The organism is Paraburkholderia dipogonis (assembly GCF_042680985.1).
GTDB lineage: Bacteria > Pseudomonadota > Gammaproteobacteria > Burkholderiales > Burkholderiaceae > Paraburkholderia > Paraburkholderia phytofirmans.
In genome coordinates, this window is record NZ_JBHUFR010000023.1 from 105,106 (window position 1) to 131,631 (window position 26,526).

General features: G+C 60.4%; 29 protein-coding genes. 15 read left to right on the top strand and 14 right to left on the bottom strand.

The features are described from left to right. The first annotated feature begins 205 nt into the window (after positions 1-205). The 4 genes from ACFSNN_RS29045 to ACFSNN_RS29060 all read left to right on the top strand — a co-directional run bounded on the left by ACFSNN_RS29045 (position 206) and on the right by ACFSNN_RS29060 (position 4,156). Positions 206-1,012, top strand: a complete 807-nt coding sequence (locus tag ACFSNN_RS29045; RefSeq protein ID WP_208949501.1) for a hypothetical protein — start codon at positions 206-208, stop codon at positions 1,010-1,012. Between the two features lie 332 nt (positions 1,013-1,344). Next, positions 1,345-2,337 (top strand): PD-(D/E)XK nuclease domain-containing protein, encoded by a 993-nt coding sequence (locus ACFSNN_RS29050; protein WP_377688892.1) that lies wholly within the window; start codon positions 1,345-1,347, stop codon positions 2,335-2,337. Next, positions 2,334-3,473, top strand: a complete 1,140-nt coding sequence (locus ACFSNN_RS29055) for a hypothetical protein (RefSeq protein ID WP_134457890.1) — start codon at positions 2,334-2,336, stop codon at positions 3,471-3,473. The genes ACFSNN_RS29050 and ACFSNN_RS29055 overlap by 4 nt, the downstream gene beginning before the upstream one ends. A 173-nt stretch (positions 3,474-3,646) precedes the next feature. Continuing rightward, entirely contained in the window at positions 3,647-4,156 is a 510-nt protein-coding gene (locus ACFSNN_RS29060) for a hypothetical protein (protein ID WP_244322812.1), read from the top strand. A 283-nt stretch (positions 4,157-4,439) separates the two neighbouring features. Here ACFSNN_RS29060 and ACFSNN_RS29065 read toward each other — a convergent pair whose 3' ends face one another. From ACFSNN_RS29065 to ACFSNN_RS29080, 4 genes are all read right to left on the bottom strand, one after another. Further along, the gene (locus tag ACFSNN_RS29065; protein WP_377688893.1) at positions 4,440-5,348 is read right to left on the bottom strand and encodes a recombination directionality factor; all 909 of its coding nucleotides are present in this window, start codon (positions 5,346-5,348) and stop codon (positions 4,440-4,442) included. A gap of 15 nt (positions 5,349-5,363) precedes the next feature. Beyond that, complete coding sequence (locus tag ACFSNN_RS29070) at positions 5,364-6,365, bottom strand: YqaJ viral recombinase family nuclease (RefSeq protein WP_134457892.1); 1,002 nt, start codon at positions 6,363-6,365, stop codon at positions 5,364-5,366. 80 nt (positions 6,366-6,445) lie between these two features. After that, positions 6,446-7,411, bottom strand: a complete 966-nt coding sequence (locus ACFSNN_RS29075; protein WP_134457893.1) for a DUF932 domain-containing protein — start codon at positions 7,409-7,411, stop codon at positions 6,446-6,448. Positions 7,412-7,525: 114 nt separating this feature from the next. After that, the gene (locus tag ACFSNN_RS29080) at positions 7,526-7,666 is read right to left on the bottom strand and encodes a hypothetical protein (RefSeq protein ID WP_166799275.1); all 141 of its coding nucleotides are present in this window, start codon (positions 7,664-7,666) and stop codon (positions 7,526-7,528) included. A gap of 527 nt (positions 7,667-8,193) precedes the next feature. On the opposite strand from ACFSNN_RS29080, the gene ACFSNN_RS29085 reads away from it, so the two are divergent. Beyond that, positions 8,194-8,382: a hypothetical protein gene (locus ACFSNN_RS29085; RefSeq protein ID WP_377690174.1), complete on the top strand. Its 189-nt coding sequence runs from the start codon at positions 8,194-8,196 to the stop codon at positions 8,380-8,382. Positions 8,383-8,408: 26 nt separating this feature from the next. Here the strand turns inward: ACFSNN_RS29085 and ACFSNN_RS29090 are convergent, their stop codons facing one another. Further along, positions 8,409-8,834: a transcriptional regulator gene (locus ACFSNN_RS29090; protein WP_134457895.1), complete on the bottom strand. Its 426-nt coding sequence runs from the start codon at positions 8,832-8,834 to the stop codon at positions 8,409-8,411. A gap of 158 nt (positions 8,835-8,992) precedes the next feature. On the opposite strand from ACFSNN_RS29090, the gene ACFSNN_RS29095 reads away from it, so the two are divergent. Continuing rightward, the gene (locus ACFSNN_RS29095; RefSeq protein ID WP_377690176.1) at positions 8,993-9,538 is read left to right on the top strand and encodes a hypothetical protein; all 546 of its coding nucleotides are present in this window, start codon (positions 8,993-8,995) and stop codon (positions 9,536-9,538) included. A 73-nt stretch (positions 9,539-9,611) separates the two neighbouring features. On the opposite strand, the gene ACFSNN_RS29100 is transcribed toward ACFSNN_RS29095, so the two are convergent. Next, a complete protein-coding gene (locus ACFSNN_RS29100) occupies positions 9,612-9,809 on the bottom strand; it encodes a hypothetical protein (RefSeq protein ID WP_134457897.1) in 198 nt (65 codons plus the stop codon). 589 nt (positions 9,810-10,398) lie between these two features. On the opposite strand from ACFSNN_RS29100, the gene ACFSNN_RS29105 reads away from it, so the two are divergent. Beyond that, positions 10,399-10,596, top strand: coding sequence for a carph-isopro domain-containing protein (locus ACFSNN_RS29105; protein ID WP_377690178.1), 198 nt, complete (start codon positions 10,399-10,401; stop codon positions 10,594-10,596). Then, positions 10,596-10,976 carry a hypothetical protein gene (locus ACFSNN_RS29110; protein ID WP_134457898.1) on the top strand — a complete coding sequence of 127 codons (381 nt, stop codon included), beginning with the start codon at positions 10,596-10,598 and terminating at the stop codon, positions 10,974-10,976. The genes ACFSNN_RS29105 and ACFSNN_RS29110 overlap by 1 nt, the downstream gene beginning before the upstream one ends. Here the strand turns inward: ACFSNN_RS29110 and ACFSNN_RS29115 are convergent. Then, positions 10,973-11,956, bottom strand: a complete 984-nt coding sequence (locus ACFSNN_RS29115; RefSeq protein WP_134457899.1) for a tyrosine-type recombinase/integrase — start codon at positions 11,954-11,956, stop codon at positions 10,973-10,975. The two genes, ACFSNN_RS29110 and ACFSNN_RS29115, sit on opposite strands and share 4 nt — an antisense overlap. Before the next feature lie 144 nt (positions 11,957-12,100). Next, positions 12,101-12,577, bottom strand: a complete 477-nt coding sequence (gene moaC / locus ACFSNN_RS29120) for a cyclic pyranopterin monophosphate synthase MoaC (protein ID WP_134457900.1) — start codon at positions 12,575-12,577, stop codon at positions 12,101-12,103. Between the two features lie 245 nt (positions 12,578-12,822). Here moaC and ACFSNN_RS29125 point away from each other — a divergent pair, with 245 nt between their 5' ends. After that, positions 12,823-14,532 carry a M48 family metalloprotease gene (locus ACFSNN_RS29125; RefSeq protein ID WP_134457901.1) on the top strand — a complete coding sequence of 570 codons (1,710 nt, stop codon included), beginning with the start codon at positions 12,823-12,825 and terminating at the stop codon, positions 14,530-14,532. A 79-nt stretch (positions 14,533-14,611) separates the two neighbouring features. Here ACFSNN_RS29125 and ACFSNN_RS29130 read toward each other — a convergent pair whose 3' ends face one another. The 6 genes from ACFSNN_RS29130 to ACFSNN_RS29155 form a co-directional block, all read right to left on the bottom strand. Continuing rightward, on the bottom strand, positions 14,612-15,199 hold the full coding sequence (locus ACFSNN_RS29130) for a DUF2946 family protein (RefSeq protein ID WP_134457902.1): 588 nt from the start codon (positions 15,197-15,199) through the stop codon (positions 14,612-14,614). Further along, entirely contained in the window at positions 15,192-16,298 is a 1,107-nt protein-coding gene (locus ACFSNN_RS29135; protein ID WP_208949502.1) for a hydrolase, read from the bottom strand. Before ACFSNN_RS29135 ends, ACFSNN_RS29130 begins: the two co-directional genes overlap by 8 nt. 39 nt (positions 16,299-16,337) lie before the next feature. Further along, positions 16,338-16,784: a nuclear transport factor 2 family protein gene (locus ACFSNN_RS29140; RefSeq protein WP_134457903.1), complete on the bottom strand. Its 447-nt coding sequence runs from the start codon at positions 16,782-16,784 to the stop codon at positions 16,338-16,340. A gap of 168 nt (positions 16,785-16,952) precedes the next feature. Next, positions 16,953-17,978, bottom strand: a complete 1,026-nt coding sequence (gene waaF, locus ACFSNN_RS29145) for a lipopolysaccharide heptosyltransferase II (RefSeq protein WP_134457904.1) — start codon at positions 17,976-17,978, stop codon at positions 16,953-16,955. 170 nt (positions 17,979-18,148) lie between these two features. Continuing rightward, positions 18,149-18,343 (bottom strand): zinc-finger domain-containing protein, encoded by a 195-nt coding sequence (locus ACFSNN_RS29150; protein WP_007180502.1) that lies wholly within the window; start codon positions 18,341-18,343, stop codon positions 18,149-18,151. 62 nt (positions 18,344-18,405) lie between these two features. Next, a complete protein-coding gene (locus tag ACFSNN_RS29155; RefSeq protein WP_012434241.1) occupies positions 18,406-19,329 on the bottom strand; it encodes a branched-chain amino acid transaminase in 924 nt (307 codons plus the stop codon). 220 nt (positions 19,330-19,549) lie between these two features. Here ACFSNN_RS29155 and ACFSNN_RS29160 point away from each other — a divergent pair, with 220 nt between their 5' ends. The 6 genes from ACFSNN_RS29160 to ACFSNN_RS29185 all read left to right on the top strand — a co-directional run bounded on the left by ACFSNN_RS29160 (position 19,550) and on the right by ACFSNN_RS29185 (position 26,345). Beyond that, positions 19,550-20,296, top strand: a complete 747-nt coding sequence (locus tag ACFSNN_RS29160) for an AzlC family ABC transporter permease (RefSeq protein WP_134457905.1) — start codon at positions 19,550-19,552, stop codon at positions 20,294-20,296. Beyond that, the gene (locus tag ACFSNN_RS29165; RefSeq protein WP_134457906.1) at positions 20,293-20,616 is read left to right on the top strand and encodes an AzlD domain-containing protein; all 324 of its coding nucleotides are present in this window, start codon (positions 20,293-20,295) and stop codon (positions 20,614-20,616) included. The genes ACFSNN_RS29160 and ACFSNN_RS29165 overlap by 4 nt, the downstream gene beginning before the upstream one ends. A 271-nt stretch (positions 20,617-20,887) precedes the next feature. Beyond that, positions 20,888-22,081: a phosphoglycerate kinase gene (locus ACFSNN_RS29170; protein WP_134457907.1), complete on the top strand. Its 1,194-nt coding sequence runs from the start codon at positions 20,888-20,890 to the stop codon at positions 22,079-22,081. Positions 22,082-22,541: 460 nt separating this feature from the next. Further along, positions 22,542-23,978 carry a pyruvate kinase gene (gene pyk, locus ACFSNN_RS29175; RefSeq protein WP_012434237.1) on the top strand — a complete coding sequence of 479 codons (1,437 nt, stop codon included), beginning with the start codon at positions 22,542-22,544 and terminating at the stop codon, positions 23,976-23,978. Positions 23,979-24,257: 279 nt separating this feature from the next. Next, a complete protein-coding gene (gene fba, locus ACFSNN_RS29180) occupies positions 24,258-25,322 on the top strand; it encodes a class II fructose-bisphosphate aldolase (protein ID WP_106284084.1) in 1,065 nt (354 codons plus the stop codon). A gap of 132 nt (positions 25,323-25,454) precedes the next feature. Continuing rightward, the gene (locus ACFSNN_RS29185) at positions 25,455-26,345 is read left to right on the top strand and encodes a phosphoribosylaminoimidazolesuccinocarboxamide synthase (RefSeq protein WP_134457908.1); all 891 of its coding nucleotides are present in this window, start codon (positions 25,455-25,457) and stop codon (positions 26,343-26,345) included. Positions 26,346-26,526: the final 181 nt, after the last annotated feature.

Sequence of the window (26,526 nt, forward strand, 5' to 3'; positions counted from 1 at the left end):
AAGAGTGCCGTCTATCTTGCTGCCAGCATGGCCTTGCTGCCGAAGCTCGCCCCGATTATCATAAATGGATTGATTATACGAACTTCATTCAGCGAACCTGCTTTCCGGGGAGAATTTTTGAAATTCGAACTCCGAAAAAGTGTCTCAGAGCGCCTTCAGGGGGATCCGGACACTAGGCACAGCCGCTGAGATCGCCCGCGGGATCATGTCCATCTATCCGGCAGAGCGAGCCAAAAAGCTTGCCGGCAGTAGCGTAATTGAAAGCGACGAACAGCCTGCATCCTTGCAGAACCAGATTTTGAGCTTAGACTGGGATCCGGTATCTCGCTACGGAGCTAACGCGTTTCCCCACCCTGACGGAAAAATCAAGGTGAATGAACTTAACGTGTTTGTGAGCGTTGGCGGAACAGCGACCGAGCAACAGGAAGCATTCGTCCGCGCCGTCGAGGATCGGCTCCGCAGCGAAGGTCTCATCCCGCACACAGTTGGTCGGAACACCTTCAGTGCAGATGCGCCTCTGAAGACGGTTACAGCACTTCTGGACGAATGCTGCGGCACCGTCGTGATCGCCCTTGAGCGAAAGTACTTTCCATCTGGAATAGAAAGGCGTGGTGGCCTTAAGGAAACGCTTCTCGCCGACGTCAGATTTGCAACGCCGTGGAATCAAATTGAAGCCGCCATGGCATACAGCCGTGGTCACCCGTTGATGATAATCGTCGAGCAAGGAATATGCATGGAGGGGCTCCTTGAGCCCGGTTATGACTGGTATGTTCAATCAGTCAAGCCTGATGTCTCCGCGTTATCGACAACGGAATTCAACGGTGTCCTTTCGAGTTGGAAGCAAAAATTGTCAAAACCTCAGACGAGGCCGGCTGCGAAAAACCCAGCGGAGCTGACGATAGGCCAGCTTGTTGGCAGCATGAAAGCGGCACAACTCTGGAGCTTCCTCGCCGCAATAGCTGCGCTAGTGGCCGGCGCCTTTGCCCTTGGCGCAACGCTACATGGCGGCTGAAACTGATATGGCTCGCAGATCCTCAATGGGTGCTAACTTCGGTGTCGAGTTTGGCCACGTCGAACCCCACAATCCATTCGCCTCAGTGAAGAGCCAGCCGGGCCAGAATGTCAGCGTCGAATAGGCGGTGCGGGAAAGTGTGTGAGCGAAGCTTCGACTGATAGTAAAGCGGATCTTACGTAAGTACAAACACCCGCGAGATCAGGAGGAAGAGGCGGTGTAGATGGCGCTTCAGCAGGCTGAGAAGCTGAGTGCGGAGTGGGCGTAATAAGGGCCGGGCAACGGCAATTCGATAAAGCAAGCGTCAATCAAAAACAAAAGGAACAAGCTGCATGCCAGAGAATGACCATATCGCTCGACAAGCCGAGCTTGTTGCGAGTGAACTTTTCAGCGAATTTTTTTGGGAAAAAGTTGGGCCGACGAACCACGACTGGCCTTGTGAAGATCAACAGCGACACGAGGTTAAGACTCATCCTTGTGATGTCGTTTACTACTACGATGAGCCGTATTCCCCTCTCCGAACTTATGTTCATTGTGACCTGAAAAGTTACGCAAAGGGGACGATACAACAGGCAGCTGTGAAAGCCGCTGCCGAAAGCCTGGCAAAACAGATCGCTTGTGCCGACAGAAGTGACGACTGGCGACGACTTCATGTCCATGAACATGTTACGTACTCAGTTTGCGGACTTCTGTTTGTCTACAATCATGATGGGGAATACGAAGCCAATTTTCAGTCGAATCTTCTCGGAATTGACCCGGAAAAATTGCAGCTCCCGAAGGGGGCAAGACTTTTCGTCCTGGGGCCAAAGGAAATCTTTTGGCTGGATAACATTAGGAGTGAGGTTCAGCGAATGCGCGGCAAGAGAGTGCCAGACCTGCCGCCACCTGAATACTGCTCATATTTTCACCCTCAATTGATTCGTAGGGCGAACCTTCAAGCAGAGAAGGCAAAAGCTGCTACGCTTGAGACGCTTACCTCGCCGATCATCATTCTTGAGCACCGCGACCCAAGGGGCGGGGCGAATCGGGGGGTAGTCGTGTTTTACTCCCGTCCCGGTGAGACTTCGGACGAGTTCATGTATCTCATCGACACACTGAGGAAGTATGAACTTCTTGACAGCAGAACGAGCGTCGTGATCAAGACGTTAGGGGCTTCGCCGATCTCTTCCCCGACATTCCAAAAGGCTCAACAGCAGTTTATTGAAGGCTTGGCTGGCGCTGACGTCTACACTGATCTCGGAGGCTACGTAGATAACATTCGGTATGAGCCAATGACAGAAATAAGGTCGACGTACTCGACGATTGACTTGGGGACGTGGGAATGAGCGAGTTTCTAGATCACCTTAGCGCAAACGACAACGATATATATGACTTACTCATTTCTGGAAGGCCGCGCCTGACAGAGTCTGTATTGCGAGAGTTTGCGCGGGATCGTGGCATCTTCTGCTCTCCAGATGAGACCCGCGAGAGCTTGGCGGACTATCTTTCTATCTTACCCCACGGCTACCACGATGTAGACGCCATCGTTCGACGTCGTGAGCCCGTCCATCGTCGTGAAAAAACGACTTACGTGCGATTGGGGGCGGAACTTTCGGTGGAAGAATTGCGACTGGCTGCCGATGAATACGCGCGTGCGGCGGGTGCAAGTGAGAAGGTCATTCATCGGCCGAAGGCGCAAGGGGGCTTTGCTGTCAATGTGGTGTATGACGAATTCAATCATGCACGTGCCCGCCTGTTGCAACGTGAGCGACATGAAGCAGAGATCGAATTTCTTGTTCAAGGTGGCCAAACTGTCATTCGTCTTCCGGCCACTGACAAAGCGAAACGAGTCGCCCGGATGATTAAGGAAGGGGTGGAGCGAGAGCGGAAGGCGGTCATTCAAGAGGAGAGTATCGAACTGACTGGCTTAACTACACCAGGTTTGCGATCTCGCTTTTTCACCCGGTTGATCTCTTCACTGCCCGGATTCAAGCTTAAGAATGTCATGAGCCTGAAGGTGTCGTCTCACCGCTCAGAAGACTCCGAGGAGGACGAGGCGTTAGATTTGGAATCCGCTGGAGACGATGATGCAAGCACGGAGATGTTCGCTGCCGTTGTTCACAGTATGGCCCTTAGCGGACATAACCTCGTGCAATCGCAAGAGTATAAAGACCTTACGTCAAGAGGCTTTTTCATTACGTCGATTTCGTGGCGTTCAGAACACGCTAGTGAGCCCGCAGATATTATTCAGTTCGATGCTGGGTTTGAGGATCGCAAGCAAGGGGTCGGTTTCAAATACGCTGTCCAAGGTGCGTTTCGAGCGCATAAAGGCACGCATCGTAAAACAATCACCCATATCGTAGATGCCGAAAAAGCTGGCCTGTTGGCACTCCTTGAGGGAACTGCACAGATGGTGCTCAAAGAACTATTGGAAGAAGCACGGGAAGAAACCGAGACGAGCGTAGCGGAGGGCGATCAATGAACAGATTTCGGTGGCTCCATTCGGAATGGCCGGTATCAATGCGGGTGCTCGCTAGGCGGATTAAAGCAAAGCCATTCGATGATAGGTCGGCCCACGGTTTCGTCCTTGACCGCGCCAGGGATGACTACTTGGAGGCTCGTTACATTGAGCGCATAGAGTATACGGATACGATCGTGGATCCGTTCGGCAAAGAGCTCTTGTTCCCGCGAGTAGAATTTCGGCAGAGTTCCTTCAGAGCAATGGCAATAAATCCAGGACTTGAACTGAGAAATCCCCCGAGAAGTACTCAAGCATTGCTGAATCGTCTTTCTGAGGCTGTCGATTTCGAAGTTGCAATCAACCAGATCGACGTCAATGTAATGGATTGGGCAACACGGTTCCAGCATGCCGCACAAGCAGTGACGGTCGTTGACTCCATGCAAGTGAATGCGCTCGAGTTGGAGCCGGGGGTTGTAGCTAAGGCTATTATTAAGGGTGACAAGGATACCCGCAGCGCTTGTGCCACGCTAACCAACGGTCACAGACATACCCTTGAGAAGGTTCAGTTACGTCTGGCAGAGCGACACGAGGGAACAGTCGTTCTCACGAATTCCGGGTCTGCCACACTGAACGCAAACGATCCGACGGAAATCCTGGAGACTGCGTTGCGAGTGTCACTAAACCAAGCGGCTGGGTATATCTAATCGGCCTGCGCTTTTACTAGAGCCGCCCGCATTCGAACAATCTGCCGTCGTACGCGGGCGCCAAAGCCTTGGCGAGTGCGGAGGTTTTTCAAAAGCGGCACCAACCGGCGGACTCGATACGTTCGGGAGGGCTAAAAAAGCCCCTGCCGAGGCAAGAGCAAAGGAACGCCTTACCGCCCCAGAAAACAGCGCAGCAGCTTGTGCCCGAGCCACAGCCAGACTAACCCCACAACGATAAGCCCAAACGGCGCAACGGTAAGCAGCAGCATTAATTTAATGAGAATCATGGCGCCCCTCCCGTCACCGTCGCCGCCTTCCGTGCGAGCTTGTCCTTCAAGCTGGCCGGAACAACGCCGTTGCCAGACTCGACCGAAGGCTCAGGCACACCGTCCGCTTCAGGATAGAACTCTTCCACAACAGCAGGCACGTCTTCGCCCGACTCTTCGAACGCACCGTTGCCAAACCCCAGCCTGGCCGCCTCATCAAGCGCAGCCTGATCGAAGCCCGAGGCCTTGCGTTGGCTGTCGAGTTCCCGGGCACGACCAATAGCTTGTTCCAACGTCAGCCCCGACTGAACAAGGATGTCGACATAGTAGATTGCGGAGCGGTAGCTCCGGGTCGTCGATTTTCCTCTGAGCTTGAGTTCAAGTGGCATCGTCGACAACAAACCGCCTGACACTGCGCTGAAGTAGCGAAGCCTCGCAGCCACGGTTCTGATCGAGTTAAATGACGTGGTGCGGAAGATGAAGGAGCCCAATTCATCCTCCTCGCCCATCACGACGTTCAACCGACCGTAGGGTTTGCAGTAGCCGTTGCTGTATTGACAAGCATCGGGCGACGGACACGGCAACGACATGACGCCTTCGTTTGTGACGCGCTTGCATGTCTCGCCATTGCCAACGCAGATGGGCCTTCCGGTTTCCCGGTCGAACATCGAGAATTCCGCTCGAAGGTTCAGTTCCGGATCGTTGAACAGCACACGCACCGGAATTGCCCTCAGCTTGGCCCCCCCGTTGGCCTGGCGGAGCGCTTCGTCGAGCGGATGAAGAACCCAACCATCTCGATTCTGCACTTGGCTGGTCAGCTGGAACTCGTCCGACTTCTCGGGCAGACGTTTTCCGTTTTTCTCCACAACCCGGCCAATCGAGATCCGCCCGATGACAGGCGGCGTGATCGCAAGACCTTTCAACATAGTTGCCTCCTTGGGCTAGACTGAGACGAGAAACCGGCGTGAACCGGGTTTCGTGATGGCGTACTGCGATACCAATTCCTGGTGGTCGGCGAGTAGCTTCTTCAGGTGGATGCCGGAACTGTCCTTGCTGCGTTTGAACGACACTTCGCCAGTCTCGAAGACCGCACGGGATGCGTCGCCCATTGCCTGCTGGATGCTTTGCTTGAGCTCAGATTCAAGCTGTTCTCGGGCTTCGATTTCGGCCCTGACCGTGACGAGATCAGCAAACGTCGCTGACAGACTGCGGTCGTCGGAGAAGTCGACCGTGCTCCCGGCGTCTTTCGGAAACAGGCAACGCAACGCTCGATCAGCCGAGTCAGAGCCGTCAGCGGGCGGAGGCGTGTCGCTTTCGACGTATTGCCAGAACCGCGCTTCGAGTTCGATAAGTCGGGCAATGAGGGCGTCGTCACGTTTGATGTGATGCACCTCCAGTTTCTGGCCACATAGCAACACAGCAACGTGAGCAGCCTGCTTTCCGGTGACGGCGAGTTGATGCTGCACTTGAAGTTGAACGTACTCCGGTACGCCGTTACGCCAGAGCCGGGACCCGAACTCGCCGGCTGTTTTACATTCGAGGATCTGCACGTCAGCGGCACCGACAACTTCACGGTCCAAGTTCGCCAGCATGAATCCAACCGTGGGGTGCCGGAGAACAGCATTGACCTTCCGAACACGGTTGCCTGTTTGTTGGCTATAAGCTGCAGCGACGATGGGCTCAAGCAAGGTCCCCCAGAAGACCGGATGTGTGGTGTCGTTCGGGTCAGGCTTGTCGAGGTCTGCGTCACGCCCCGTTTTTTCAAGCCACAGCTCCAGCATGGATTTGTACGGGTTAAGGCCAACTGCCGCCGCTGCGTCGGAACCACCGATACCGTTCTTACGAACAGCAAGCCAGTCTTCTCGATCGAGATTCAACGTGTTGATTAGTCGAAGCGCAGGCCGATTTTTGACAGGCTTGTCTGCGCTGATTGCAGTGCTCATGTTTCTCTCCTAGAAATGAAAGAAGCCCGGCGAACCGAAGTTCAACCGGGCAGTTGGTGCTGCAGTGGATATGAGGAAATCTATGCTACGAGTCGGACCGCTTCGTCCCATGCCTTCTGCTTCAAAGTTGCACCGGCGCCAAACCATGCAGCATCTTGACGAGAGTCTTCGCTACGAGATCGGCGTTCGTGGTCGACATACTGGGTGACGGCGTTGAGAAGCCCCCAGGCGGTCCCTGAAGCTGAAGCCATGTCTGCGCCCTTGCCACGTCCGGCGAACAGCTCCTGGACTGCTTTGATGGCTCTGTCGTTTACTGCTAAGGGCGCACCGCCGTCTGCTGCGCTCGTCGGGTAAGTGAGGACTCGACGGAAATACGCTTCGGCTGTTGTGGGTCGAACCTTACGCTCGGACAGTGCTTTCATGCGGATCATGAATGCGTCCCAAGACGAGATGGCAACGCCTAGCTGACGCTTTACCGCTTCGCCGTCAAATTGGCTGCGATGCGGAACCTTGATGGCACTCGTGTTGTCTCCAAGCGCTATGGCGAGCGTGTTGTGACATACGACTCTGACGGACGTAAACTGCGCTGTTGTCGCCAGCGTTCCGTCGCAGGCCGTAGCCAGCAGCAGATAGCCGTTCACTTCGTCACGACCTTTGAGCGAGACGGACTGCCCGGTACGAGCCAGCGCCCACAGCTTGCGCCCGCCTTTGAGCACCCCCGCCGTTTCCAACTCGAAGCCTCCGACTTCCGTCAGGTCCTTGTAGAAGGACAAAATCTCGCCGGGCTGAACGCACTGGTAGCGATTCGACACGACGGACAGCGGCTCTTTCGTATCGCTCCGATACAGCACCTTCTGTTCCGGAAAAGCGTGGATACTTCCGAGACCATCACGACCAGCCACAAAGCGAACCTCCGCTTCTTCTATTTGCCAATTCATACCTGCCTGCTTCGCCCAGACTTCGAGGGGCTGGTTCGGGGCCAACTGATTGCCGAGGCCATGCCAGGGAGTATCCCGAACGTACGCCATGCTTTGTACCAAGTGCATTTTTGACTCCTTGAATAGACGAGCGCATCCAGCCCAGGGCGAAACCGGGCGATGCGAATCAATGAACGTGAAAAGGTCCCGCCAGAACGGCAGGACGAAAGAATCAGGCGCGGGTCAGCAGTTGGCGAAGTCCGGTCCGTACCCATCCTCTTCTCGACGAAGATTGCCAGTCAGTCGATCCTTCAGATATGCGGCGACTGCGCTGACGGCTTCGATCAACACGACCAACAGAAAGCTTACGACTGCGTTTTTCATGGTGACTCCTTGGTTGAACGGAAGCGGGGTGCTTCCTCTATTGTTCTTGTACCAAGGGGCTGCTCGAAAATTGAGCGATGGCCGATGGCAGTCATCGGCACGTCCGACGGCAACTGCCTAGCCAACCCGTAAATTTTCAAAAATTCATGGGTTCCGAAATCTCGCAGAGCATTGTCTGTCTTGGCTTTTCTGGAATTGGAAATCTCTTATATATAGATACGAATACGCAGCTATGCAGACGGCGCCGCCGACCAACGCAGCATCAAAGCCGGCACATAGGATGGGCGGTGCGTCATTTTCGCAACAGGTGCGGAAAGCCACACAGGTGTTGCACTGATCTTGGTAATCTTTTGCCGTGGTAGGGGCCGATGGCATTGCGTCACTTCGGCATGAAGCGTGATTCGATACCTGCCAAAAGCACTTGTCGACCGGAGGTCTTCACTATGCAGAGATGGATCACAAACTGGGCTGTACGCCACGCCCCTACGCCCGAAAAACAGGCTGAGCGTGCCCTAAGTGACTTACGCATGGAACTGTTTCAGGCCGAGCAACATGTGCTGGACGCGCAATTGCGTGCAGATTACTACCGAGCTCGCCTTACCTTTCTTGAAGAGGTGACGAAGAAAGGTATCGAGCAAGTTTCCGATCAGCGCAAAGGTCAACAAGAGGCGACACCGCCGTTGCGTTCAGGGCTCAAGCTCACGGCAGCGCAATAACTTCGGTCCGCAGCAAGGCGAAGCCACTACTCCTTCCAGATCTCGCTGTCGAGACTGAACTGCTCGATAACTCCCTCGACGAGTTGTCGGCGGTAGGCTGGAAGGCTGCGCAGTTGCCGAAGCAAATCCAGTTCTTCTGATGTCGGTTGAATTTTCTCGTCAGTTGGCCTAGTGCCCCTCGGTGGACGGGAGCGCTTCATGTCCGTCACACCGTATCGGAGCCACTGCTCCGATACATCCAACCAATCTGCCAAAGTCTTGATTTTGTCGACTGTCGGGCGAGCCGTGCCCGAGAGCCATTTTTGCGCTGCTTGAGGCGTGATCGGCTCTGCGGGGTGCCTGAGATTGAACTGCGTAGCAAGTTGCGACGCAGTTTCGATTTTCTTCGAGCTGCGCTTAAGGGCTTGTTTCAGCCGCGTGGCAAACGCCTTCTTTTCATCCAATTCTGGCATCGGCGCAGTGTCCGACAGATGCCACTTGTCGTGATAACCATATGGTTGTTACGGAAAACCAGATGGTTTATTCTTGCGTATCAAAATCGATAAGCGCGCAAGGGGCCATTTGTGTCAAATAAGAATGACAAGGCGTCCGCCGATAACGGGGCTGCCGTATGACTTGGGAGTTTGAGAATGCAGTGCCTCAGGGGGGCAAGAGTCCAGGTTTTGCGATCGTACTGAGCCTCTTCTGCGTCGGCGCGGGCCAAGTCTATAACGGTGATGCAACGAAAGGCGGATTCATGTTTCTCGCTGCGGTGGCCGGGGGCGTGGTGCTCGGTTTTGGGGCGTGGCTGCTAATAATTCCGCTCATCATTTATGGCATGGTCGACGCCAGCCAGACTGCGAATGCAATCAACGCTGGACTTGTACGCTCCGCCGAGGAAAGGAAAGCCGCCGCTGTGGCAGCAGCGAAGTATGAAGCCGAAACCGTATCGGCTCAGGACTTCGTCACGCAGATCGAGAAGTTGCACAGACTGTCAAGCAGCAACCTGTTGAGCGCAGAGGAGTTCGCAGAGCGGAAGAAGCAGGTTCTGCTCATGCTGCACACGCGCCGACCACGAGAGTCCGCCGAGGACTTTCTTACTGTTCTGATTCCCTTGGCTCGGAGCGAGGCACTGTCGGGCGACGAGCTGATGCAGATTAAGTCACTGGTCCTGTGATGCGGATGATGGAAATCACATTTCGCTCACTCCCCCCGGCAGAATACAGTCGATGGCGTGCCGTGAACTGCTGTCAGTCGTGGTCTGCATAGTCCTCGTTTTGATCATTATCGTCCCGATCATCGTCATCGTCATCGTCCGCGTCGTCGTCTTCATCGCCGGTACCTTCGCCTTCGGGCCGATTCAGGGGATCGTTAATATTGTCCTCGGCATAATCGACGCCATCGTCATAGTTGTCTTCGGGGTCTTCATACGGGGCGTGCTTCGTCATGACGTGCTCCTTGCAATCAATGGGCGGGACAGCTCCGCAGTTTCGGGCCGTGATGCCAGACCACGGTAACCAGGCCGACAAGTCTCTGAACCGGAGGATGGTCAAAAAAACCCTAGGCCACACAGATATCCGAGTCAATCGGCGTCAAATGACCCAGAGGTGTTGCAGGATCTGCACCTGTGACGGCCGTGACTGCATCGATGCTGAACCGTGACAGCGTAAGCCGGTATCACACAACGGATGTGACATTGTGGCGTTTGTGACACCCGTGGCCGGCATGGTCCGGTTGGCCCAAGGACCAGCACTTCAACCAGTTCTCCCCGATCAGCATGAAGTCTCGGGGGGCGACTATATGTTTTGTTCTGTCACAACTGTCACATTGTCACAAGCCTTTACTGGCAAGGCTTTGCGGGTTTTGTTGACCGTCACGACCTCGTCACAAGCGTCACGAAATCCCGTGCTTGCGGGCGACAGAACAAAAATATCGCATTCGATCATCCATCTGCTGTTGGCGAACTAAGATAAGTGTAGGCAAGAAATTGACAACAATTTGTCTTGCACTTGACAAGAAAGAAGGACAAAAGACAGCATGTTTAACATCCCAAATCACGTACGTACCGCAGTGGATCGGCTGGGCGGTCCGACCAAAACCGCACACGCAGCCTCGGTGAGTAACGCCACAGTCCACAAGTGGCTCAACGCAGGCCGAATCCCGAACATCGATAAGGCACTGATCATCGCAGCGACGTCAAACGTCGACGTCCAGCTATTGCGAGGCACACGTTGATGGATATCGCTACGCTTAGAAACGTGCTCGACCATCGAGTCGAGATCAGTCCGGTAACCGGACGGCCTAGGTTCAAGGCGATGCACAACGATGTCTTGTTCTATATCGAACGGTTGGGCGGAAGCGCCAAGGCGGCTGCTGCGCTGGGCGTCTTTCACGCTGACGTGGAACTGTGGATCGACGAACACCACGTCCCACAGCCGTTCGCCGACCAGATCCATAAGCTTACCGGCGCATACGTGTCATTGATTCGGGAGCCGCCAACGGTCGTGATCGGGGATGCATGCGTCTGGCCGCCGGTTCGGAGCGGCGACATCCAGATGAAGCTTGGCCTGCCGCCGCTTGCCGAAAACGGATCGACTACCTTGGCTGGACGCTAGTCGAGCTTCCGGGCTAGCGCCTCGGCACTTGGGTGGTAGTACCGTTTGAGCATTTGAACGGTCTGATGGCCTGTGACCGAGGCGAGTTCGACCACGTTCGGCAGCTTCTCAGCGAGCCGAGTCGTTGCCATGTGCCTCAGATCGTGAAAGCGGAAGTTTTCGATTTTTGCTCGGTGACACGCCTTTTTGAAAGCTGCGGCGACCGCCATCGATGTGATCTGGAACACCGGTCCTTCGGCGCTGTGGGGCAGGCCGGCAAGTAGGTCCACCGCCCGAATTGAAAGTGGGACTGTCCGGGCGCTACCATTCTTGGTCAGTGGCAGGAAAGCCGTGCGGGCAACCAGATTTACGTTTTGCCAGTTCAGTTCCAGCAATTCACCGCGTCGCATGGCCGTTTCCAATGCAAGCAGGACGAGGGGGCGCATCCAAGGACTACGGCGGCCCCGAGGCATCAATTCGTCGAGCAGCGTGTCCAGCTCATGCGGCCTAAGCATTCGATCCCGTCCACGTGGTGTCGCCGGCTTGCGGACCATTTCGCACGGGTTACTGATCTGGACTTGCCATTCACGGCGAGCGTGATTGATGGCGCTGGAGATGAGGGCGAGGTCACGTACCACGGTGGCCGGAGAGACCGTCTGCAGCCTCCAATCCCTGAATCGCGCAATGACTTCCGGTGTCAGATTAGCCATGCTGTAACCGGCGATCCGCTGACGCTGAATGGCCCGAATTCGGATGTGTTCGTCGGCTGCACCACGCTTGCCGGGTGTAACGGTCTCTCTGTATCGCTCGAGAACGTCCCGAAACGAAGTGTCGTTTCCACCCTTTTGCGGCAAGTGGATCCCTCGATCAAGGTTAGTTTCGACAGAGCGAGCCCATTGTGCCGCAGCGGTTTTGGAGTCAAATGTCTGGACTTCCGATGGATAGCCCTTGCGGGCGATGCGGACCTGCCACCGTCCGTTTCGTTGCCTGATTGATGCCATACGCCTTCCCATTTGGACAGGCGTTGGACAAAACTCGATTTCCGGGCTGGCGACGACCGCAACAATGCTGCGCTTTGGTGTATCCGGTCGACGGTCGAGGCGAAGCGGCGCGGGAAGAATATTCAGGCAGATCAATCGTTTGGATCAACTCGCCACCCAATCCCCCGATTTCCCGCCATGCTTTTCCATCACCTTCACATCGGTAATCGTCATCCCACGATCCACCGCCTTGCACATGTCGTACACCGTCAGCAGCCCGATCTGCACGGCAGTCAGCGCTTCCATCTCCACGCCCGTTCGCCCCAGCGTTTCTACCTGCACCGTGCAATGCACGCCCGGCAGCGTGTCATCGAGTTCGAAATCCACTTTCACGCGCGTCAGCGCGAGCGGATGACAGAGCGGAATCAGGTCGGCAGTGCGCTTCGAGCCTTGAATCGCGGCAATCCGCGCGATGCCGATCACGTCGCCCTTCTTGGCATTGCCGTCGCGAATCAGTGCAAACGTCTCCGGCAGCATGCGAATCGAGCCGCGCGCAACGGCGATGCGCCTGGTCTCCTGCTTGCCGCCGACGTCCACCATATGCGCCTGGCCGGCTGCGTCGAAATGAGTGAGTTCAGGCATGGTTGGGCTCCTTAAGAGGGCGCCTATCATAGCAGTGCGGCAAAGGCGTGCGGCGACGGTGCGCTTCCAGGGACCAAGGGCCCCGCGCCATGATTCGCGATCGGCGTAGGCGATGCGGCAATCGCCCGAATCCCCATGACACGAATCACATGAATTCCCGCGACGACTGATTACAATTGCCCCATGCCCGCTATCTTAGTCCGAGCGGCGGGCGTCGCTTTCGACTTCGTCAACTCGACCTCGCGATGCGTCCGAAACGGTTCCTCGCTGCGTTGCTCTCAATCGCGCTGGCCGCGCCGCCAGGCGCGTTCGCGCAATCGCCCGGCGGCTCGAGTATCGCGCTCAACACGTTGCCCGCGGAGCCGCCGCTAGTCAGCGGCCCGGCCGATGCCTACGCCGATCCGCTCGTGCCGTCCGACATCGCGCAGGGCGTGTTCGGCGTGTACGGCGGCGCGCAGAGCCGCTTTTCCGGCAATACCGGCGTGAACACCAATTGGCGCGCACCGATCGTCACGCAGCAGCTCCCCGATCTCGGCAACGGCGGTTCCGGCTCAATTACGCCGCAGGCCGAGCGCAAGCTGGGCGAGCGCGTGATGCGCGAACTGCGCCGCGACCCGGACTATCTCGACGACTGGCTGGTGCGCGACTATCTGAACTCGGTTGCCGCGAAACTTGCCGCGGCGGCGAGCGCGCTGTATATCGGCGGATATCGTCCGGACTTCGATCTGTTCGCCGTGCGCGACCCGCAGATCAACGCCTTCTCGCTGCCAGGCGGTTTCATCGGCGTGAACACCGGCCTGATCGTGGCCACGCAGACCGAGTCCGAGCTGGCATCGGTGCTCGGTCACGAAATGGGACACGTGTTGCAGCGGCATATCTCGCGCATGATCACGACCGGCGAACGCAGCACCTATGCGGCGCTCGCGGGCCTATTGTTCGGTGTGCTGGCCGGCGTGCTCGCGCATAGCGGCGACCTCGGCAGCGCGATTGCGATCGGCGGCCAGGCGTACGCGGTCGACAACCAGCTGCGCTTTTCGCGTTCCGCCGAGCACGAAGCGGACCGCGTCGGCTTTCTGCTGCTTGCCGGCGCCGGCTACGATCCCTACGCGATGACGACATTTTTCGGCCGCCTCGATCGTGCCGCGATGAGCGACACCGGCATTCCGGCGTATGCGCGCACGCATCCGCTGACCGGCGAACGGATTGCCGACATGGAGGACCGTGCGCGCCGCGCGCCTTACCGGCAACCGCATCAGTCGGCCGAATATGGTTTTGTGCGGGCACGGTCTCGTCTGCTGCAGGATCGCTCGCGCAGCGAGTACGGCGACGAGATTTCGCGCCTGCGCTCCGAGATCGAAGACCGCACGGCGGTCAACGTCGCGGCCAACTGGTACGGAATCGCGTACGGGCAGATGCTGCTCGAACGTTACGACGACGCGTCGGCGTCGCTGGCGTCGTCCCGCGCGGCGTTCGCGACGGGCGAACAGGCCGGGGGCGGCACGGCGCGCAGTTCGCCGAGCCTCGACGTGCTGGCCGCCGACATCGCGCGGCGCGCCGGCCGCGACGACGAGGCCGCGCGTCTGGCCGAGCTGGCGCAGAAGAGCTGGCCGCAGTCGAATGCCGCCATCGACATGCATATCCGTACCTTGCTGACCTTGCACCGTTTTGCCAATGCTCAGGCGCTTGCGCAAAAGGAGACCCGTATCCAGCCCGATCAGCCGGCCTGGTGGCTGTATCTCGCCCAGGCTAGCGCGGGCACGGGCGACGTGTTGACACAGCATCGCGCGATGGCTGAGAAGTTCGCACTCGAGGGCGCGTGGCTTTCGGCGATCCGGCAATTGAAGGATGCGCGCGATCTGAAGACGATCGGCTACTACGACCTCGCGACCGTCGACGCCAGGCTGCATGAGATGGAAAGCCGCTATCAGGAGGAGCGGCTGGACGAGAAGAGTTGAGCGCGGCCTGGTTGCCGGCGCTTAACTGGGTTCAGCGCACTGGCCTCGTCGAAGCACAGCGCCGCGCGCAGGTTAGTGCTTAAGCGCCCGCAGCCGCCGGACTCGGCACAAACCCAAACCGCGCGGCAACGTCGCCTCGCCGCACAGCCTGCAGCGGCAATACAACCTGATTGTTCCAGCGAAACTCACCGCTCATTGAATCGTCCGCCAGCGTTGCGTAATCGGAGAACACTTCCAGATCGTGGTCGTGCAAGACGGCGATTCTCGGCGGCGTTGCGCCGTCGGCAAAGAGAATGCCGCCTTCTTCATCGACGAACACCGCGGTCGGCTCGAATGGGCCGCCAGCCTGATCCTGCAGAGCAAGCACGCTGCGGGCCTCGACGCCGGCACCCGCCGATAGCCTGACCACCCACGGCGTATAGCCCAACTCAACGTACACCCGCTGCGGGCCGTTCTGGAAATACCACTGCCCGCGCTCGTCGGCGTCGTAATTCCGGTTGATGAACGCGAGCAGCGCTTCGTGGCGGATCGGCGTGCCCGGCGAACCACTTGCCTGCGCGGCCTCGTCGCGCATGCGCCAGTTGCCGCGCCTGTCGAGCATCAGCCACCCCGTGCAACTCGGCACATTCGGCCATTTGGCCAAGGCCTGCTTGACGATGTCATCCATGATCGACGTGTCGCTCCAGATAGCCGAGCACGCGCCGCGACAGCCAGTCGATGCGGCCCGGAAACGGCCCAGTCATAAAGCCGGCGTGGCCGCCATGCTCGGGTTGGTCGAGTTCCACCGCCGCCGACACTTCATGCCGCGACGGCAATGCCGCAGCCGGCAGGAACGGATCGTTGCGCGCGTTCAGCACCAGCGTCGGCACCTGAATATGCGGCAGCAGGGGGCGCGTGGTCGCCGTGCTCCAGTAGTCGTCGGTATCGCGAAAGCCGTGCAGCGGCGCGGTCACCACGTTGTCGAACTCGTACATGGTGCGGCTCGCGAGCATCGCGTCACGATCGAACAGGCCCGGAAACTGAACCAGCTTCTGCTCGGCCTTTTGCTTGAGCGTCTTCAGGAAGCTGCGCGCGTAGACAAGGCCGAAGCCCTGCGACAACGCGCGGCCGCCGGCATGCACGTCGATGGGCGTCGAGATCGCCGCGGCGGCCGAGATCACCGACACAGCGTCTTCGCGCCGCTCGCCCAGCCAGCGCAGCAGCACGTTGCCACCGAGCGACACGCCCGCCGCCACGATCGGCCCGCGATGCGCGGCGCGCAAGCGCCGCAGCACCCAGTCGACTTCGTTGCTGTCGGCGAGATGATAGAAGCGCGGCATGCGGTTCAACGCGCCGCTGCAACTGCGAAAGTGCGGCACGACGCCGTGCCAGCCGTACTCGCGCGCGGCCGCCATCAACGAAGCGGCGTAGTGCGAGCCCGAACTGCCTTCGAGGCCGTGAAACAGCACGAAGAGCGGGGCGGTGTCGGCGGGAACGTGAGGAGCGGCGCCAAGCTGGGCGTCATGTTGCACCCAGTCGAGGTCGATGAAATCGCCGTCGGGCGTGTCCCAGCGCTCACGCCGGAACGAGACGGCGGGACGGCGTGCGAACAGCGACGGGACGATGGTTTGCGCGTGCCGGTTCGGCAGCCAGAGCGGCGCGCGATAGAGCAACTCGACGGCGGCTTCGACCGTCGCTCCGGCGGCGGCCGCGGCGCGCGCGGTGCCGGAAGCCGCGGATTGATCGTGCGTCGTGCCCAAAAGGGACTTCCTGCGGGGCGTGCTCATGCCTGCTTCAGAACAAAAAAGTAAAACGCGCGGCGCACGTCAGTGCAGCGACCCCTGGCCATGCCGCATCTTCGTGGCGAACTGGCTGGCGGCCTCGTTGGGCATCGGACTCGCGTGAATGTGCGCGATGCGCCATTCGCCGCGTTCGTGGACCATCACATAAGTCGTGAACACCATGGCGGGCATGGCCTTTGGGTCGGCCGGCCGGTGCGCTTCGGCAATCGCGTAGACCACCGTGCCGAGGCTGTCGTAGACGCGGATATCAAGCGGTTCGATGGAAACCCGCGCGGTTTCGAGCTGGACCTGCAAGCCCGCGCGAATGCTGTCGAGGCCGTGCAGGTGGGAGCCGTCGGCGCAGATGCAGCTGACGAACTCTTCATCGATCCACAGGCCCATCAAGCTGTCGATATTGACCTCGGCGACGGCCTGGTAATAGGCGTTCAGGGTATCGGCGGCGGCTTCGAAGATATGGGCAAAACGTGGCATGGCTCGTCAGTCTCTTGTGCGCGGCGCGCGGTTGCGGGACAGCGGTCAGCGGGACGGTCCGGGGCACCGGACCGTCGCACCCGAGCGCCAGAATGCCCGCGCCGCAAGGCGCGAACATGACGCGACGCGCTCATGGGCGTGCGGTGTTGCGTGCAAGTGTCAGCGCGTTCAGCGTTGCGCCAGCAACATGCCGCGCAAATCGCCGAAGACCTGCTCGGCGCTCAACTGCTTCAGGCAGTTCAGATGACCGAGCGGACACTCGCGCTCAAAACAGGGGCTGCATTCGAGATGAAGCCATTGTACCTTCGCAAGCTCGGACAAGGGCGGCGTGTGGCGCGGATCGGTCGAACCGTACACGGCCACCAGCGGCCGGCGCAGCGCGGCGGCCACGTGCATCAAGCCGGAATCGTTGGTGACGACAGCGTTGGCGCGCGAGATCATCGCGCACGCCTCGCCCAGAGCGGTCTGGCCGCACAGGTTGCGCACATTCGGCGCGCGCTCGGCGATGGCCTGCGCGAGCGGCGCGTCTTTCGGCGAACCCAGCGCGACGATCTGCGTGTACGGGAACGACTGGCCGACCATTTGCGCGAGCGACGCGAAGTGCTCGGGCGGCCAGCGTTTGGCCGGCCCGTATTCGGCGCCTGGGCAGAACACCAGCAGCGGCACGCGCGTGTCGAGATTGAAGCGCGCCGAGACACGCGACGCCTCGTTCAGGTCCGCGTCGAGGCGCGGCATCGGCAGGTCGTCGGGCAGCTTGGCGCCGGGCGCGTAGGCGAGGGCGGCGTATTGGCCGACCATCGGCGGGCGCTCGTCCTTGCGCGGATTCGTATGACGCACGTTCAACAGCCCGTAGCGGCTCTCGCCGGTATAGCCGATGCGCAACGGGACGCCCGCCATCCACGGAATCAGCGCCGACTTGAGCGAGTTCGGCAGCACGTAGGCGGCGTCGTAGCCGACATCGCGCAAGTCGCTCGCCAGTTGCCAGCGGCGCAGCATTTGCAGCTTGCCGTGCGCGAGGTCCGTGGCGTAGACGTCGCGGATTTCCGGCATGCGTTCGAGTACAGGCGCGACCCACGAGGGCGCGACCGCGTCGATGACGATGCGCGGATGCAATTTCACGAGGCGCGCAAACAGCGGCTGCGCCATCAATGCGTCACCGATCCAGTTCGGTGCGATAACCAACGCGCGACGCATCAGAGTGAGTGTCCGGTGTCGAAACGAAACCCCGCGCACGACGTGCGCGAGGTTCGGGGTGTCAATGGGAATAGGCGGAACGCCGCAGCGGCGGCGCGCTTACGACGCGCTCGACCAGCCAGCGGCGTGCCGGGGCAACGCCTCAACCGGTTAGCGCGCGGTGTTCGGGATCAATGACCCTTGACCACTTCGCCGTCGCGCAGCTTGTAACGCGTGCTGCAGTACGGGCACTTGGCTTCGCCATGCGTGACGTCGATAAAGACACGCGGATGCGCGCTCCAGCGCGGCATGGCCGGGTTCGGGCAATACGCCGGCAGGTCTTTCGCCGACAGTTCGACCAGCGGCATTTCCTTGATTTCGCTCATGAGACGTTCTCGTTGTATGCAGGGTGCGTGCGGCGCGCCGGTTGATCCCGGCGCAGCGCGCGTTAGATCTTGGTCAGCCAGTTCGCGTACTTGTCGCTCTTGCCGTTCACGATATCGAAGAAGCCCGACTGCAGCTTCTCCGTGATCGGGCCGCGTGCGCCCGAGCCGATCGTGCGGTTGTCGAGTTCGCGGATCGGCGTGACTTCGGCGGCGGTGCCGGTGAAGAACGCTTCGTCGCAGGTATAGACCTCGTCGCGCGTGATGCGCTTTTCGATCACCTGGATGCCCGCGTCGCGCGCCAGCGTGATGACCGTGTCGCGCGTGATGCCGTCGAGGCACGACGACAGGTCAGGCGTGTACAGCTTGCCGTTGTTCACGAGGAAGAAGTTCTCGCCCGAGCCTTCCGACACGTAGCCGTCCACGTCGAGCAGCAGTGCTTCGTCGTAGCCGTCGGCGATGGCTTCCTGGTTGGCGAGGATCGAGTTCACGTACCAGCCCGACGCCTTGGCGCGGACCATCGACACGTTCACGTGATGGCGCGTGAACGACGAAGTCTTCACGCGGATGCCCTTGGCGATACCGTCTTCGCCGAGGTAAGCGCCCCACGGCCAGGCGGCGATCGCCACGTGGATGGTGTTGCCCTTGGCCGACACGCCGAGCTTTTCCGAACCGACCCAGATGATCGGGCGCAGGTAGCAGGATTCGAGCTTGTTTTCGCGGACCACTTCGCATTGCGCGGCGGCGAGCGTTTCATGGTCGAACGGCACGTCCATCTGGAAGATCTTGGCCGAGTTCAGCAGGCGCTTGGTGTGTTCCTGCAGACGGAAAATCGCGGTGCCGCCGTCCGCCGTCTTGTAGGCGCGTACGCCCTCGAAGACGCCCATGCCGTAATGCAGCGTGTGGGTGAGCACGTGGATCTTGGCATCGCGCCAGTCGATGAGCTTGCCATCCATCCAGATCTTGCCGTCGCGGTCGGCCATTGACATACGATTCTCCAGCGGGTGCGTTGTTAGGCGTAGCTAAGTCAGGTATAGCCAGGACCCGCATTTTAACGTCTTTTGCACACGGAACGGGCATTTGGGCGCATTCCCGACGCTATAATCCAGCGCACGCATAATTCATATCCGGATGCGCCAGCGGGTGCTTGAAGACCTGGCGCCGACTTCCCATCGTTGCAGCGCCCTTGGGCGCCCGCGTTTCGCCCCCATGCTCGCTCGCCTGTCAGATACCAATCGCCGTGCCTTTCGCGAAGGCGCGCGCGACTATTCGCCCACCCTGATGGCGATTTTTTCCTGGGGGCTGGTCACCGGCATCGCCATGAGCAAATCGGTGCTTACGTTGCCGCAGGCGCTCACGATGTCGCTGCTGTGCTACGCGGGCTCGTCGCAACTGGCGGTGCTGCCTTTGCTCGCAGCCAGGCTGCCGATCTGGACCGTGCTGCTCACGGCGGCGATGGTCAATACGCGTTTCGTGATCTTCAGCGTCGGACTCGCGCCGCATTTTTCGTATCTGCCGATGTGGCGGCGCATCGTGCTCGGCTACTTCAATGGCGACGTGATCTATCTGCTGTTCCAGAAGAAGAGCTTTCCGACCGGCTATGTGCCGGGCAAGGAGGCGTACTACTGGGGCATGGCGATTTGCAGCTGGCTATCGTGGCAGGTGTCGTCGATCGCCGGGATTCTGCTGGCGAGCCTGATTCCCGATAACTGGGGCCTCGCGCTGGCGGGCACGCTGGCTTTGCTGCCCATCATGGTCTCGGCAATCGCGACGCGCTCCACGCTGGTCGCGGTCGGCATCGCCGGTGTGGTGTCGCTGCTCGCTTTCGATCTGCCATACCGGCTCGCGCTGCCGCTCGCGGTGATCGCGGCAATCATCGCCGGCAGCGCCGCCGACCTGATGGTCGAGCGCGCCGACTTGCGCCGCATCCGCAACAGCGCCGGAGATTCCCGATGACATCCATGCAGATCTGGCTGGCCATTTTCGGCATGACCCTGGTCACCACCGTGACACGCGCGATGTTTCTAATCGGCGGCGAACGCACCGTTTTGCCGGCGCGGGTGCAGCGCATGCTGCGTTATGCGCCGGCTGCGGCGCTCGCCGCCGTGGTCCTGCCGGATGTGCTGGCGACGCCGGACGGTTTGTCGTTCGCGCCGTCGAACCATGAGTTCTACGCCACGCTGGCCGGTCTCGCGTGGTTTTTGTGGCGGCGCACCATGCTCGGCACGATTGTCGTCGGAATGGTCGTGTTCACGCTCTTGCGCCTCTTCCTGTAGTTGAAGAGGCCGGAAATGCTGCGTTGTGACGTAAACGCCGTTTGCTTCAAATACGGGACATTCGCCCGGCCGCGGGTCAGATGGCTGTGTGGATCAGTTAAAATGCTTGTTTCCGGGATAAGCGCGCCGCTGCAAGGCGCGCGGGCCGCGGCCTGGCCGCCGGCACCCGATTCAGTGGAGCCGCTGCCGTGCCTGAGCGCTGGAGTTCACCGCACTTGAGTACCGCGCGCCGTCCGCCACCGCCTTCCCATCAACTCGCACACACACGCCCATGAACAAGGTATTGCGTCTCTCCGATCTGATCGCCGAAGGCAAGCTATCCGGCAAACGCGTGTTCATCCGCGCCGATCTGAACGTGCCGCAGGACGATCAAGGCAACATCACCGAAGACACCCGTATCCGCGCTTCCGTGCCGGCCATCAAGGCCGCGCTCGACGCAGGCGCCGCCGTGATGGTCACTTCGCACCTGGGCCGCCCGACCGAAGGCGATTTCAAGCCGGAAGACTCGCTGGCGCCGGTCGCGAAGCGTCTGGCCGAACTGCTCGACCGCGACGTGCCGCTGGTGGCGAACTGGGTCGAAAACGGCGTGAACGTCGCGCCGGGCTCGGTGGTACTGCTGGAAAACTGCCGCGTCAACAAGGGCGAAAAGAAGGATTCCGACGAGCTCGCGCAGAAAATGGCGAAGCTCTGCGACATCTACGTGAACGACGCGTTCGGCACCGCGCACCGTGCTGAAGCGACCACGCACGGCATTGCCAAATACGCGCCCGTGGCGTGCGCCGGCCCGCTGCTGGCCGCCGAACTCGAAGCGCTCGGCAAGGCGCTGGGCGCGCCGAAGCGTCCGCTGGTGGCGATCGTCGCCGGCTCGAAGGTGTCCACCAAGCTGACCATTCTGAAGTCGCTGGCCGACAAGGTCGACCAACTCATCGTGGGCGGCGGCATCGCCAACACGTTCATGCTGGCTGCCGGCCTGAAGATCGGCAAGTCGCTCGCCGAGGCCGATCTGGTGAACGAAGCCAAAGCCATCATCGACGCCGCGAAAGCTCGCGGCGCCTCGGTGCCGATCCCGACCGACGTGGTCACGGCCAAAGAGTTCTCGCCGACCGCCAAGGCTGAAATCAAGGCCGTCGCCGACGTTCAAGACGACGACATGATCCTCGACATCGGACCGGAAACGGCCAAGGTGCTCGCGGCGCAACTGGAAAAAGCCGGCACGATCGTGTGGAACGGCCCGGTCGGCGTGTTCGAATTCGACCAGTTCGGCAACGGCACCAAAACGCTGGCGGATGCGATCGCCAAGTCGTCGGCGTTCTCGATTGCCGGCGGCGGCGATACGCTCGCGGCGATCGCCAAGTACGGCATCCACGACAAGATCAGCTATATCTCGACGGGCGGCGGCGCCTTCCTCGAGTTCCTCGAAGGCAAGAAGCTGCCGGCCGTCGAAGTTCTGGAATCGCGGGCTTAACGTGGCGACGCGCTCCCCAACGGCAAAGTCTGCAAAAGCGCGCGGCGGCAAGCCGCGCAACACCGCAGCAGCATCGGCAGGGGAGCGCGCGGCGCGCTCCGCCGCCACTCCGGCAGCGGCCGACCCCGCGCTTGAATTCGCGACCGGCCCAATTAGCGCCGAACAGCAGCAAGAAGAATCCGGGGCGTCCCTCGCGCGCGCGGAGTTGACCACTGCCGGTGAGGCAGCGGAATTGTCCAGCGCAGGTGCTGTGCAAACCGCTTCGCCATCCGCAGAACTCCCCGACGAAGAACTCGCCCCGCCACCGGCACCCCCCGTGCTGGTCTCGAACACCGCTTCATCCAATAAAGCGACGCTGGTTTCAACCGGCGCGCAGCCCCCGGCAGCATCCTTCGGTGCGCAGCCTCCGCATCCGACTCGCAGCGCTCTTTCCAGCGATCTCACCCAGACGAGGAGACTCATGCATCGCGCCACCAAGATTGTCGCCACCATCGGCCCGGCTTCCAATACGCCGGAAATCCTGCTGCAAATGATTCAGGCAGGGCTGGACGTGGTGCGGCTCAATTTCTCGCACGGCACCGCCGACGACCACCGCCAGCGCGCCGAATTCGTGCGCGAGGCGGCCCGTCAGGCCGGCCGCGAAGTCGCCATCATGGCCGACCTGCAAGGCCCGAAAATCCGGGTCGGCAAATTTGAAAACGGCAAGATCATGCTGGTCGCCGGCGAGCCGTTTGTGCTCGACGCCGACTGCGAACTCGGCAACGAGCAACGCGCCGGTCTGGACTACAAGGACCTGCCGCGCGACCTGAAACCGGGCGACGTGCTGTTGCTCAACGACGGCCTGATCGTGCTGAACGTTTCGCGCGTGATCGGCAACGAGATCCACACAGTCGTCAAGATCGGCGGCGAGCTGTCGAACAACAAGGGTATCAACCGCCAGGGCGGCGGCCTGTCGGCGCCTGCGCTGACCGCGAAGGACATGGAAGACATCCGCACGGCCATGTCGCTCGGTGTGGATTATGTCGCGGTATCGTTCCCGAAGAACGCCACCGACATGGAAATGGCTCGCCAACTGGCGAACATTGCCGGCGCGCCGTTCGGCATCAAGCCGAAGATGATCGCCAAGATCGAGCGCGCGGAAGCCATTCCGGCGCTGCAGGGCATTCTCGACGCATCGGACGGCATCATGGTCGCGCGCGGCGATCTGGCCGTGGAAGTGGGGAATGCCGCAGTCCCCGCGCTGCAAAAGCGGATGATCCGTATGGCGCGCGAATCGAACAAGTTCGTGATCACCGCCACGCAGATGATGGAATCGATGATCCACGCGCCGGTGCCGACCCGCGCCGAAGTGTCGGACGTCGCCAACGCTGTGCTGGATGGCACGGACGCGGTGATGCTGTCGGCGGAATCGGCGGCGGGCAAGTATCCGGTGCAGACCATCGAGACCATGGCGGCGATCTGTGTCGAAGCCGAGAAGTCGGAGCAGTCGGAGCTGGACAAGGATTTCCTCGACCGCACGTTCACGCGGATCGACCAGTCGATCGCGATGGGCGCGCTGTTCACGGCGTTCCATCTCGGCGCGAAGGCGATCGTGGCGTTGACCGAATCCGGTTCGACCGCGCTGTGGATGTCGCGTCACTGGACCCACGTGCCGATTTTCGCGCTCACGCCGCGAGTCGGCAGCGAGCGGGCCATGGCGTTGTACCGCAACGTGACGTCGCTGCACCTGGACACCAACACTGATCGCGACACGGCATTGCAGCAGGCGTTGGAGACGGTGGTCAGCAAGGGTTACGCGTCGCGCGGCGATATGGTGGTGCTGACCGTCGGCGAGCCGATGGGGCAGGCCGGCGGGACGAATACGCTGAAGATCGTGCGGGTCGGCGAGCCGTATTGAGCGCGACTGGCGCGTGGGATGGGGGCGGTGCTGAAGCGCCGGCTCCTATCGACATGCGTTCTGCTCGATCGGCACGCTCTGCGTCAAACTTGATTGGCCGAAGCAGGCTGCCATGCTCCGCGAGAGGCGGCGCACGGGCTCCAATCGCGCGTCGAGCGGTAAGGACCGCTCCGCGCTTTAGAGACTGTGTGAACGGGCATGCAGCTTGCTGCGAGACCAATTCGCCCAAAAAAAGATGCCGACGGCACAAGATTTCGTTTCAATCTATGGAGTTATTGCATGCCTCTCGTATCAATGCGTCAACTGCTGGACCACGCTGCTGAAAACGGCTACGGTCTTCCGGCATTCAACGTGAACAATCTGGAGCAGGTTCAGGCGATCATGGCGGCGGCCGACAAGGTCAACGCCCCGGTCATCATGCAGGCGTCGGCCGGCGCGCGTAAGTACGCGGGCGAAGCGTTCCTGCGTCATCTGATCGAAGCCGCGGTCGAGTCGTATCCGCACATTCCGGTCGTGATGCACCAGGATCACGGCCAGTCGCCGGCGGTCTGCATGGCGGCGATCCGCAGCGGTTTCACCAGCGTGATGATGGACGGCTCGCTCGAAGCCGACGGCAAGACGGTCGCGTCGTACGAGTACAACGTGGACGTGTCGCGCAAGGTCGTGGAAGCGGCTCACTCGATCGGCATCACGGTGGAGGCGGAGCTGGGCGTGCTCGGTTCGCTGGAAACCATGAAGGGCGACAAGGAAGACGGCCACGGCGCGGAAGGCACGATGACGCGCGAGCAGTTGTTGACCGACCCGGAGCAGGCCGCCGATTTCGTCAAGCTGACCCAGTGCGACGCGCTGGCCATTGCGATCGGTACCTCGCACGGCGCGTACAAGTTCAGCAAGAAGCCCACGGGCGATATTCTGTCGATCCAGCGCATCAAGGAAATCCACCAGCGCATTCCGAACACCCATCTGGTGATGCACGGTTCGTCGTCGGTGCCGCAGGAACTGCTGGCTGAAATCCGCGAATTCGGCGGCGACATGAAGGAAACCTACGGCGTGCCGGTCGAGGAAATCCAGGAAGGCATCAAAAACGGCGTGCGCAAGGTCAATATCGACACCGACCTGCGACTGGCCATCACCGGCGCGATCCGCCGCTACATGGCGACCAACCCGGGCAAGTTCGATCCGCGCGATTACCTCAAGCCGGCGCGCGAAGCGGCAATGAAGATCTGCGTCGAGCGCTACACGCAATTCGGCTGCGAAGGCCAGGCTGGCAAGATCAAGCCGGTTTCGCTTGATAAAATCGCGGAGAAGTACAAAGCAGGCGAGCTTTCGCAAGTCGTCCGCTAAGCTGTCAACAGGCTCCGCGCCTGGCCGTTTGGCCAGGTTGTCGTTAGACCGCCGTTCCCGCATCATCCGGGGAACGGCGTTTCCCTTTTGTTCCGGTCACACTTTTTGCCTCACTTTTAGCGAACCACGACGATGTCTACCCTCTACGAATCCACGCTCCGCTCGCTGCCGTTGCTCGGCCGCGGTAAAGTCCGCGACAACTATGCGGTGGGCAACGACCAGTTGCTGATCGTCACGACTGACCGTCTGTCGGCGTTCGACGTCATCATGGGCGAGCCGATTCCGAATAAGGGGCGCGTGCTCAACGAAATGGCGAACTTCTGGTTCGAGAAATTGAAGCATGTAGTGCCGAACCACCTGACGGGCGTCGCCCCCGAATCCGTGGTGGCGGCCGACGAGGTCGAGCAGGTCAAGGGCCGTGCGGTCGTCGTGAAGCGTCTGGAACCGATCCTCGTCGAAGCCGTGGTGCGCGGTTATCTGGCGGGCAGCGGCTGGAAAGACTACCAGGCAACCGGCTCGGTGTGCGGCGTCGAACTGCCGCCGGGCCTGCAAAACGCGCAAAAACTGCCCGAGCCGATTTTCACGCCGGCGGCCAAGGCCGAAATGGGCCATCACGACGAAAACATCACCTACAACGAGATGGAGCGCCGCATCGGCACCGAACTGTCGGCCACGATCCGCGACATCTCGATCAAGCTGTACAAGGAAGCGGCTGATTACGCGGCCACGCGCGGCATCATCATCGCGGATACGAAGTTCGAGTTCGGCCTGGACAGTCACGGCAAGCTGTATCTGATGGACGAGGCGCTGACCGCCGATTCGTCGCGCTTCTGGCCGGCCGACCAGTATCAGGTCGGCACGAATCCGCCGTCGTTCGACAAGCAGTTCGTGCGCGACTGGCTCGAAACCCAGCCGTGGAAGAAAGAGCCGCCGGCGCCGAAGCTGCCGGACGACGTGGTCACGAAGACGGGCGAGAAATACCAGGAAGCGCTCGAACGCCTGACCGGACATAAGCTCGCCTGATTGCGCGCACGGTTGGCGCCGCGCGAGAAAGCGCGCGCCGCCGTGGCTGGTCCGCTCCAGAGCAAGCCGCCTCTGCAATCACGGCCTCGCCGGGCGGCGCTAAGCGAAGACTTTGTGGCGCTTCTAACCAGGCGCCGGGCCGCCGCTAACCGTTCCGCTCCGCCGGGGCGTCTGGCGCGAA